The sequence below is a fragment of the Parolsenella sp. genome, assembly GCF_982402205.1.
In genome coordinates, this window is the sequence record NZ_CEVYAT010000054.1 from 1 (window position 1) to 9500 (window position 9500).

Annotated in this window: 8 protein-coding genes and 2 tRNA genes; all 10 read right to left on the reverse strand. The window is 66.8% G+C overall.

Going from position 1 to position 9500, the window contains the following annotated elements; translation table 11 throughout:
* The coding region (locus tag AC1VTH_RS04315; RefSeq protein WP_481334890.1) for a hypothetical protein at window positions 1-718 on the reverse strand (718 nt) is incomplete at its 3' end.
* A 113-nt stretch (window positions 719-831) separates the two neighbouring features.
* Window positions 832-907 (reverse strand) — tRNA-Ile (locus AC1VTH_RS04320).
* A gap of 44 nt (window positions 908-951) precedes the next feature.
* Window positions 952-1027 (reverse strand) — tRNA-Ala (locus tag AC1VTH_RS04325).
* Window positions 1028-1177: 150 nt separating this feature from the next.
* Window positions 1178-2323: a pyridoxal phosphate-dependent aminotransferase gene (locus tag AC1VTH_RS04330; protein ID WP_481334891.1), complete on the reverse strand. Its 1146-nt coding sequence runs from the start codon at window positions 2321-2323 to the stop codon at window positions 1178-1180.
* Window positions 2324-2332: 9 nt separating this feature from the next.
* Complete coding sequence (locus AC1VTH_RS04335) at window positions 2333-4039, reverse strand: proline--tRNA ligase (protein WP_481334896.1); 1707 nt, start codon at window positions 4037-4039, stop codon at window positions 2333-2335.
* Window positions 4040-4164: 125 nt separating this feature from the next.
* The gene (gene ispG, locus AC1VTH_RS04340; RefSeq protein ID WP_481334892.1) at window positions 4165-5268 is read right to left on the reverse strand and encodes a flavodoxin-dependent (E)-4-hydroxy-3-methylbut-2-enyl-diphosphate synthase; all 1104 of its coding nucleotides are present in this window, start codon (window positions 5266-5268) and stop codon (window positions 4165-4167) included.
* A 6-nt stretch (window positions 5269-5274) separates the two neighbouring features.
* Window positions 5275-6666, reverse strand: a complete 1392-nt coding sequence (locus AC1VTH_RS04345; protein ID WP_481334893.1) for a M50 family metallopeptidase — start codon at window positions 6664-6666, stop codon at window positions 5275-5277.
* Window positions 6663-7859, reverse strand: coding sequence for a 1-deoxy-D-xylulose-5-phosphate reductoisomerase (dxr, locus tag AC1VTH_RS04350; protein WP_481334894.1), 1197 nt, complete (start codon window positions 7857-7859; stop codon window positions 6663-6665). Before dxr ends, AC1VTH_RS04345 begins: the two co-directional genes overlap by 4 nt.
* On the reverse strand, window positions 7856-8809 hold the full coding sequence (locus tag AC1VTH_RS04355) for a phosphatidate cytidylyltransferase (protein ID WP_293672951.1): 954 nt from the start codon (window positions 8807-8809) through the stop codon (window positions 7856-7858). Before AC1VTH_RS04355 ends, dxr begins: the two co-directional genes overlap by 4 nt.
* The coding region (locus tag AC1VTH_RS04360) for an isoprenyl transferase (protein WP_481334895.1) at window positions 8809-9500 on the reverse strand (692 nt) is incomplete at its 5' end. The genes AC1VTH_RS04360 and AC1VTH_RS04355, both read right to left, overlap by 1 nt.

Genomic DNA, 9500 nt, shown 5'->3' on the forward strand with positions numbered 1-9500 from the left:
CGATGAGGTAGGCGCCCACGGCCACGATCACGAGCGACGATGCGATGGAAAAAGCGGAGTGGTCCTGCGCAAGGCCGAGCGGCATCGAGAACAGCAGCGCCAGTCCGTAGAGGATGCGAAGCCCTCCCCAGGCGAGCATGATCGTGGCGTAGCCGGAACAGGAGGCGTGCAGACCGCGCGTCTCTCCCTCGAGGCACTCCTCTCGCGCCTGCGAGTTTTGTGCGCTCTCGACCACGAACGACCTGTGGGGCAGCGCCTCGCCGGCGTCGGGGACCTTGCGCACCTCGAGCGCGAGTGCTCCGGTGAGCACGAGCGAGATCAGGCTGCAGACGAACGAGACGCCGTCTGCCTGGACGATGCAGAAGAGCAGGTCAATGAGGGCAAGGACGAAGGCGACCCTGCCCAGGATGATCGCGGGACGAAGCGTAGAGGGCCTCTTCTCGCAGGCAAGGCACGAGGCGCCAAAGCCCAGGGCGGCAAGCGAGCCCGTAACGACGAAGAGCCATGAAAGCGCGAGGAGGACCCATACAGAGACGGAGACGCCAAGAACGGTGACGGTCTGCGAGAGCTCTCCCTTGACCGGGTAGACGCCACAGTAGGCAAGGGTGGTGAACAGAAGGATGACGATGACGGCGAGGGCCGACACGCAGGTCCACACGAGGTAGGCGATGCCCAACGTGCGAAGCGTCCCGGGCCTCTTGTCTTGGGGCTGTGCCATGCGGCTCCTTACGCTCTTAGATTCGCTTGTGCCCATTCACATTACTTCATGTTCCCATTTTGAAGCAGAAGCAAACGAAAGCGGGCCGAGGTGAGCCCCGGCCCGCATAGTTTTGGTGGGCCCAGCAGGATTCGAACCTGCAACCCAGGGATTATGAGTCCCCTGCGCTAACCGTTGCGCCATAGGCCCGGATATGAAAAAAGGCGGCGACAAATGCCGCCGCCCGTCACATGTGGTGGAGATAAGGGGGTTCGAACCCCTGACCTCGTGACTGCCAGTCACGCGCTCTCCCAACTGAGCTATATCCCCGAATTGGTGCGAAGAGAATATTACCAAAGACGCGCGCCCCGTCAACCGAGATTTTCGAAAAAATCTGAATCGTTTTGCGTGAAGCCCAAATCCTGCACGATTCCACACCAGAGGAAACGCAACGCGCTCGTTATTTCGCGAGACCAACGGTTATCGGTCACTAATGCCTCGAACGAACTTCGCCAGCCGATCAAGGCCAAGCGTGAGGTCTTCGTCGGAGACGCAGTACGAGAGGCGCACGTAGCCCTCCGCGCCAAAGCAGGTGCCCGGCACGAGTGCCACTCCCCCCTCGCGGATGACCCGCTCGCAGAACTCCTCGCTGCCAACGCCAAGACCCTCGATGCTGGGAAACGCATAGAAGGCGCCCGTTGGCCTTACGAGCGGAAGCCCCATGCCGGCGAGTGCCGCGCAAACTTGCTCGCGCCTGCGCTCGTAGGTCTGCCGCATGGGCTCGACCTCGCACGAAAGCGCCACGACCGCCGCGTCCTGCACGAAGGTGGGGACGCTCGAGACGAGGTACTGGTGCATCTTCTCGATCTGGGTCTTGAGCGGCGTGTCTGCGGCGAGCCACCCGAGACGCCAGCCGGTCATGGCCCAGGGCTTGGAGAACGAGTCGACCACGACGGTATGGTCGCGGCACTCGGGGTGCACCTGCGCAAACCGCTCGTAGCCCCGGGTGTAGGCGAGGCGGTTGTAGACGTCGTCGCACACCACGAAGAGGCCGTGGCGCGTCTGCGCCCCGGCAACCGCGTCGAGCGACGACCGGTCGTAGACGCAGCCGGTGGGGTTGTTGGGCGAGGTGATGACGATCGCCTTGGTGCGCGGGCCGATGGCGGCCTCGAGGGCATCTGCCGCAATCTGAAAGCCGCTGGCACTCGTGTCGAGCGAGCGAAAGGTGCCATGTGCGGCACGGACGATGGTCTCGTAGAGGCCAAAGGCCGGCGTGGGCACGATGACCTCGTCGCCCGGGTCGAGTAGCGACATGAGCGTGGCTGCAAGCGCCTCGGTGGCGCCACAGGTGACGATGAGCTCGCCAGGCTCGTAGGAGAGGCCTTGACGCTCCATGTAGGCACTGAGGGCGCAGAGCAGCTCTGGCCTGCCGTTGTTGGGCGGATAATGTGTGAGGCCACGCGCGAGCGAATCGCTCACGGCCGCGCGTATGGGAGCGGGCGTGTCGAATTCGGGCTCGCCCAGCGTGAGCTTGACACAGCCGGGAGTCTGGTTGGCGAGGGCCGTGAACCGGCGGATCCCGCTCGTCGCGAGACCCGCCAGGTCCTGGTTGGTTGCGAGCGCCATGCGCATGCCCTAGGCGCGCTCGGCGAAAACGCGAGCGGCAAGCTGCGCGGCGACCTCGTCGAGCGACACCTCGGTGCGCTCGCCCGTGGCACGGACCTTGAGCTCGCAGTTGCCGCCCTTGACGGCGCGCTTGCCAAAGACCAGCTGGTAGGGGAAGCCCATAAGGTCGGCATCGGCGAACTTGACGCCGGCGCGCTCCTTACGGTCGTCGACGACGACCTCGATGCCCTCGGTGGCAAGCTGCTCGGCGACCTTCTGGGCGGCGGGCCACACGAGCTCGTCGTTGACGTCGAGCGGAACGACGGCGACCTCGTAGGGAGCCACGGAGACGGGCCAGCTGATGCCGTTCTCGTCATTGTGCTGCTCGACGATGGCGGCCAGCGTGCGCGAGACGCCCACGCCGTAGCAGCCCATGATGAGCGGCTTCTCCTTGCCGTCCTCGTCCATGAAGGTGGCGCCCATGGCCTTGGAGTACTTCGTGCCCAGCTGGAAGACCTGCGAGACCTCGATGCCGCGGGCGGCCGAGAGGGGCTTGCCGCAGTGCGGGCAGGGGTCGCCGGCGACGACGGTCACGAGGTCGGCCCAGGCGTCGGCCGCAAAGTCGCGGCCCTCCTCGATGCCGGTGAGGTGGAAGCCCTCCTCGTTGGCGCCGCAGAGCCACTGGTGAGCCTGCTTGAGGCTTTCGTCGCAGACCACGCGAATGCCTTCGGGCAGGTTGACGGGGCCGATGAAGCCCTTGTGCAGGCCAAACTTGATGAGCTCGTCTTCGTCCATGAGGTGGTACTCGCCAAAGGCGTGCTCGGCCTTGACGTCGTTGAGCTCGTGGTCACCGGGAACGAGGACGAGCGTCGGGGTGCCCTCCCCATCGACGAGGCACAAGGACTTGACGGTGGCCTTCGTGGGAACGCCAAAGAAGGCCGCGACCTCATCGATGGTGCCGCAGCCGGGCGTGGCGACCTTGGCGAGGCTGCCGTCGCCCGGGCCGTCGATGACGGCGACGGTGGTCGAGGCGGCCTCGTCGTCGGCCGCGAAGCCGCAGTCGTCGCAGTAGACGAGGCTGGCCTCGCCCGCGTCGGCAAGGGCCATGTACTCGACGGAGGTGTCGCCGCCGATCTCGCCGCAGTCGGCGACGACGGGCAGGGCCTTGAGGCCGCAACGCACGCAGATGTTGGCGTAGGCGGCCTTCATCTTGTCGTACTCCTCCTGCAAGCTCTCCTGCGTGGCGGAGAAGCTGTAGGCGTCCTTCATGATGAACTCGCGGCCGCGCATGAGGCCGTAGCGGGGACGGAACTCGTCGCGGAACTTGTCCTGGATGTGGTAGAGGTTGACCGGCAGCTGCTTGTAGCTGCGCAGCTCGTTGCGCACGAGGGCCGTGATGGTCTCCTCGTGGGTGGGGCCCAGGACGAACTCGCGCTCGTGGCGGTCGTTGAAGCGGATGAGCTCCTTGCCATAGGCGTCGATGCGGCCGCTCTGGCGCCAGAGGTCGGCGTCGACCATGATCGGCATCATGAGCTCCTGGGCGCCGGCGGCGTCCATCTCGTCGCGGACGATATCCTCGATCTTGCGGATGGAGCGCCAGGCGAGCGGCAGGTAGGTGTAGAGGCCCGCGGCCTCCTTGCGGATCATGCCGGCGCGAAGCAGCAGGCGATGGCTCGCGAGCTCGGCCTCCGCCGGGTCCTCCTTGAGCGTGGGGGCGTAGAGGCGGCTCATCATCATGGGCTTCATGTGGTTCCTTCCTTAGGGGCGGCCGTGCGGCCACCACGATGCAACTGATTCATCTTAGCGCGAATGCATGCCAGCCAAGCGTCGGGTGCCCGGCTGGGCGTTCCCTGCCGCCTGGGCTACTCGAAGCGTGCCTCGATCTCTGCGAAGAGCTCGTCGACGATGCGGTCCTCGGGCACCTTGCGAAGGGTCTCGCCACCCGCGATGAGCAGGCCCGTCCCCTGGCCGCAGGCGACACCGATGTCTGCGCCGCGCGCCTCGCCCGGGCCGTTGACGACGCAGCCCATCACGGCGACGGAGATGGGGGCACGCACGGCCTGGAGCCTGCGCTCGACCTCTCCCGCGATCTCGATGAGATTGACCTGGCAGCGTCCGCAGGTGGGGCAGCTCACGAGCTCCGGCGTGCGGCGGCGCATCCCCAGCGACTGGAGCAGTTCCCATGCAACGGGCACCTCCTCGGTGGGAGGCGCGGTGAGCGAGAGACGCATCGTGTCGCCGATGCCCTCGGAGAGTAGCACCGCAAGGGCGCTCACGTTCTTGACCGTGCCCTGGCGCACGGTGCCCGCCTCGGTGACGCCCAGGTGCAGCGGCACGTGCGGCAGCTCGCGCGAGAGCTCGCGGTTGGTGAGGATGGTCGCCGGGACGTCGTGGACCTTGGCGGAAAGCACGATGTCGCCAAAGCCGCGCTCCTCGAAGTGGCGCACGAACGACACGGCGCTCTGGACCAGCTTCTGTGGCTGCGTGAGGTCCTCGCGCATGTCAATCGCCTTGTCGAGCGAGCCCGCGTTCACGCCGATGCGTATGGGGATGCCCGCCTCGCCCGCGGCGTCGATGACGGCGTCGACCTTGTCGAACGAGCCGATGTTGCCGGGGTTGATGCGCAGCCCGGAGGCGCCGCGGCGGGCGGCCTCGATGGCAAGGCGGTGGTCGAAGTGGATGTCTGCCACGACGGGCAGGGGCGAGCTGGCGCAGATCTCGCCAAAGCCGTCGAGGGCATCCGCGTGGGGAATCGCGACGCGCACGATCTCGCAGCCAAGGGCCTCGAGGTCATGAATCTGGGCGAGCGTCGAGGCGGGTTCGGTGGTCTTGGTGGTGCACATGGACTGCACCGAGACGGGGGCGCCGCCACCAACGGCGACGCTGCCCACGTGCACCTGGTGAGTGAGCTCGCGCGGCAGGGGCTTCTCGGACGCGCCGCGCGAGTTGGGACGAAGGTCGATCATGTGTCGCTAGCCTCCCATGACAAAGCGAACGATGTCTTGGCGAAGAACCGCCACGAAGAGCATGAGCGCCAGAACGAGCCCGAGGTAGGACAGGAAATTCTGGGCCCTCTGCGAAACGGGCCTGCGAATGACGATGCCAATGACCTCGATGAGGAGCTTTCCTCCGTCGAGCGGAGGAATGGGGATGAGGTTCATGATGCCGAGCGACATCGAGATGCCCGCCATGAGGAACAGGAAGCTCTGGGCGCCAGACTCGGCGGCCTGCGAGGCCATGACCGAGATGCCCACGATCGAGGTCGACTGCGAGACGACCTCAGCGGTGTGCGCCGGCTGAAAGAGTTGGGCCACGAAGCCGACGGTCTGCGTGAGATAACTCCACCCGATGCCGAGCGACTGCGCGGGAGAGGGGTGGACAACCTCGGTGCTGGCGGTGACGCCAAAGGCCTGGGCGTCAGCGGCGTCGGCAGGGTCGACGGTGAGGTCGAGGCGCTCTCCCCCACGCTCGACGACGATGTTAAAGGCCGAGCAGGCCTGCATCTGCGCGTGCAGCTCGTCTCCCATGTCCTCCCAGGTGGAGACCTCCTTGCCCGCAACCGAGACGATCGTGTCTTGCTCTTGGACGCCTGAGGCCTCGGCGAGCGAGCCCTGCTCCACGCCGCCAATGATCGGGACGTTCTGGGCCACCGCGATGCCGCCGACGGAGAAGACGCCCACGATGAGTGCCATGCCCACGACGAGGTTCACGAGGGGACCCGCGACGAGCGTGACCACGCGCGCGAGAAACCCCTTGCCCTGGTAGGTGTGGGAGCGCTCGGCCTCGAGCAGCGCCTCGGCGCCACCTTGGGGCAGCGCATGGGGCTCGCCCGCCTTGGTTGAGCCGGGTAGGGAGAAGTCGTGCCCCGAGTCGAAGGCCGTGAGCAGGTTGACGTCGCGCTCGACGGTCTGTACGGACGCGGGCCAGTCCTTCTGGCTGGGACGCTCCCCAGCCGCCTCATCGAAGTACGGCTCGACGCTTGCCCAGTCACACAGGACCTGGAGCTGGGCGCAGAGCTCCTCGACATTGCAGCCAAGCTCAGAGGCGAGGCCGTCAATCCGCACGCGCCCGTGCGCGGCGATCGCGGCCAGCGCGCGCGTGGCGAGGTCTGAGGTTGCGCCCTCCATACCGCAGATGCGGTTGTAGCCACCTAGCAGTATGGGCGTGACGCCCACCTCGGTGCCATGATCGGCGCTCTTGTGGGACAGCCTCCAGCGGCAGGGCATGCCGAGGAAGAACTCGGTGACGCGCATGCCAAACGCGCGTGCGGCGACGTAGTGGCCGCCCTCGTGCAGGAAGACAAGGGCGCTCAGCATGAGGGCGCCCCAAAAGATGGCCGACAGCGCCCCTACGAGCGCGCTCATGCAAGCTCCGAGACGAACCCACGGGCACGCTCGCGGGCGAGCGCGTCGACCTCGGCGATCTGCTCGAGACTCGTGAGACTCTCCACGCTCGTGGCGTCCATGACGCGCTCGACGATGCGGTCGATGTCGCAGAAGCCGCAGCGGTCCTGGCGGAACGCCTCGTTGGCGACCTCGTTGGCTGCGTTCATCGCGCACGGCAGGGTGCCGCCGGTGCGGCCAGCCTCGAGGGCGAGGTCAAGGCAGCGGAAGGCGCCGCGGTCGGGCGCGGCGAAGGTGAGCGGCTCGCTCGAGCGCCAGTCGACATGCGTCGTGGGCGAGTCCCAACGCTCGGGATAGCTGAGGGCGTACTGGATGGCGACGCGCATGTCGGAAGGGCCGAGCTGGGCCTTGACCGAGCCGTCTGCAAACTCGACGGCGGAGTGGATCTTGCTCTGGCGGTGCACGAGCACCTCGACGTCGTCAATGGCGACGTCGAACAGGTGGTGCGCCTCGATAACCTCGAGGCCCTTGTTCATGAGAGTCGCACAGTCGATCGTGATCTTGGCACCCATCTTCCAGGTGGGGTGGGCCAGCGCCTCGGCGGCCGTCACGCCCTCGAGCTGCTCGCGGGTTCGGCCAAAGAACGGGCCTCCCGAGCACGTGAGCCATATCTTGCGTAGGTCACGGCGGCGCTCGCCAACGAGGCACTGGTAGATGGCGTTGTGCTCGGAGTCGACAGGCAGCACTCGTCCGGGCTTGGCGAGCGGCATGAGCAGCCCGCCGCCAATGACGAGGGCCTCCTTGTTGGCGGGGGCCCAGATCTTGCCGGCAGCAAGTGCCGCGTGGCTCGCCCAGATGCCGGCCTCCCCCACCACGGCAACGAGCACACAGTCGACATCGGGCAAGGTGGCGAGGCGCGTCACGGCATCCTCGCCAAAGTCAATCTCACAGCCTTGCGGCAACTCGGCGAGCGCGGGGTCGTTGCGACGGGCCTCGTCGGCAATAGCGGCATGGGCCACGCCAAACTCGCGCGCGACGGAGACGAGCTTGGCAGCCGTCGAGTTGACGGCCACGGCGGTGAGCGCGAGCTTGTCAGGGTGCATGCGGATGACGTCGAGCGTCTGGGTGCCAATCGAGCCAGAACAGCCAAGGAGCGCCACGCGAAGCGGGCGCTCCCTCACGGTCGAGCTCGAGGTGACCTCGAAGATGTTCACAGAATCCCCCCGAAGTGCAAGATGAAGTAGGTGGTCATGCAGGCAAAGAGCATGGAGTCCGAGCGGTCGAGCAAGCCGCCGTGACCCGGGATGAGGTTGCCCGAGTCCTTGACGCCAACCGAGCGCTTGAGACGACTCTCGAACAGGTCGCCGATGACGCCCGCAAGGCCGCTCGCGACTCCGGCGAGCAGAGCGAGCGGCAGCGGGATGGACCGAACGCCAAGGCCCCACACGATGGCCCAGACGATGCAGGAGCCAACGAGGCCGCCAACGAGCCCCTCGACGCTCTTGTTGGGTGAGATGCGCGGTGCCAGCTTGTGGCGACCGAAGCGCGAGCCCACGAGGTAGGCGAAGGCGTCGTTGACCCAGACCGAGCCCATAGTGCCCAGCGTGAGCAGGGCGCCCTCGAGGCCGGGGTCGCAGGCCCTAATCGTCACGACGGACGAGAAGAGCAGACCCGTGTAGGCTGCGCCAAAGACCGTGATGGCGGCGTCCGCGACGCTCGCGCGCGGCGTGAGCACGTACCAGACGCCCACGGCGAGCATGAGCAGCAGCGTGATACCCGTCTCGGCCTCGGGCCTGGCGAGGGCGCCCAGCGGGTACAGGATGATAGCGAACAGGCCGATGAACTCGTTGGGCATGCGGCCGGCGAGCCTCACCATGCGGAAGAACTCGGAGCCACACAGCCATGCCATCGCGGAGACGAGCAGCGTGGTGGGGATGCGGCCCCAGAAGAGGCACGCGAGGATCACGAGGGCGTAGACGAGGCCCGAGGTGGTTCTCGTCAGGAGCTTCTCGGTCCAGCTGCGGGCACGCTGACTCTTGAGCGTGCCCGCCACGCGCTCGCCCTCGTGGGCCTCGCGGTGACGCTCAATGCTGTCGGAGGCGGCGTCGATGGTCTTGGGCGTGGGCTTGCGGGAGCGCGCATCGGTGTTGGGGGAATTGGCCACTAAGCCTTCACCCCGCCAAAGCGACGGTCGCGGCCCTGGAAGGCGCGGATGGCGCGCAGCAGCTCCCAGCGGTCGAAGTCAGGCCAGAGCGTGTCGGTGATGTAGAACTCGCTGTAGGCAAGCTGCCACAGCAGGTAGTTGGAGAGCCTCAGCTCGCCCGAGGTGCGAATGAGCAGCTCGGGGTCAGGCAGGTCGACCGTGTAGAGGTGGGTGGAGACGCAGGCGGCGTCGACGTCGTCGACGGACAGAGTGCCCTCCTTGACCTCGGAGGCGATCAGGCGCGCCGCCCGGGCGAGCTCGGCGCGGGCGCCGTAGTTCACCGCGAGCGCAAGCGTCATGCCCGTGTGGTCGGCCGTCTCGGAGAGGCCCTCCTCGAAGACCTCGCGGGTCTTCTGGGGCAGGGCCTCGATGTCGCCAAGGAACTCGAGACGCACGTTCTCCTGGTGGAAGAGCGGCAGCTCCTTGACGAGCGTCGTGGCAAACAGGTGCATGAGCAGGTCGACTTCCTGCTGCGGGCGCTTCCAGTTCTCGGTGGAGAAGGCATAGGCGCTGAGCACGTCGATGCCAAGGCGAACGCACGCGGTGATGGTCTCGCGCAGGCTCGCGATGCCGGCGATGTGACCCTGGCCGCGCTCCATGCCCTGGCGGGTGGCCCAGCGGCCGTTGCCGTCCATGATCACCGAGATGTGAG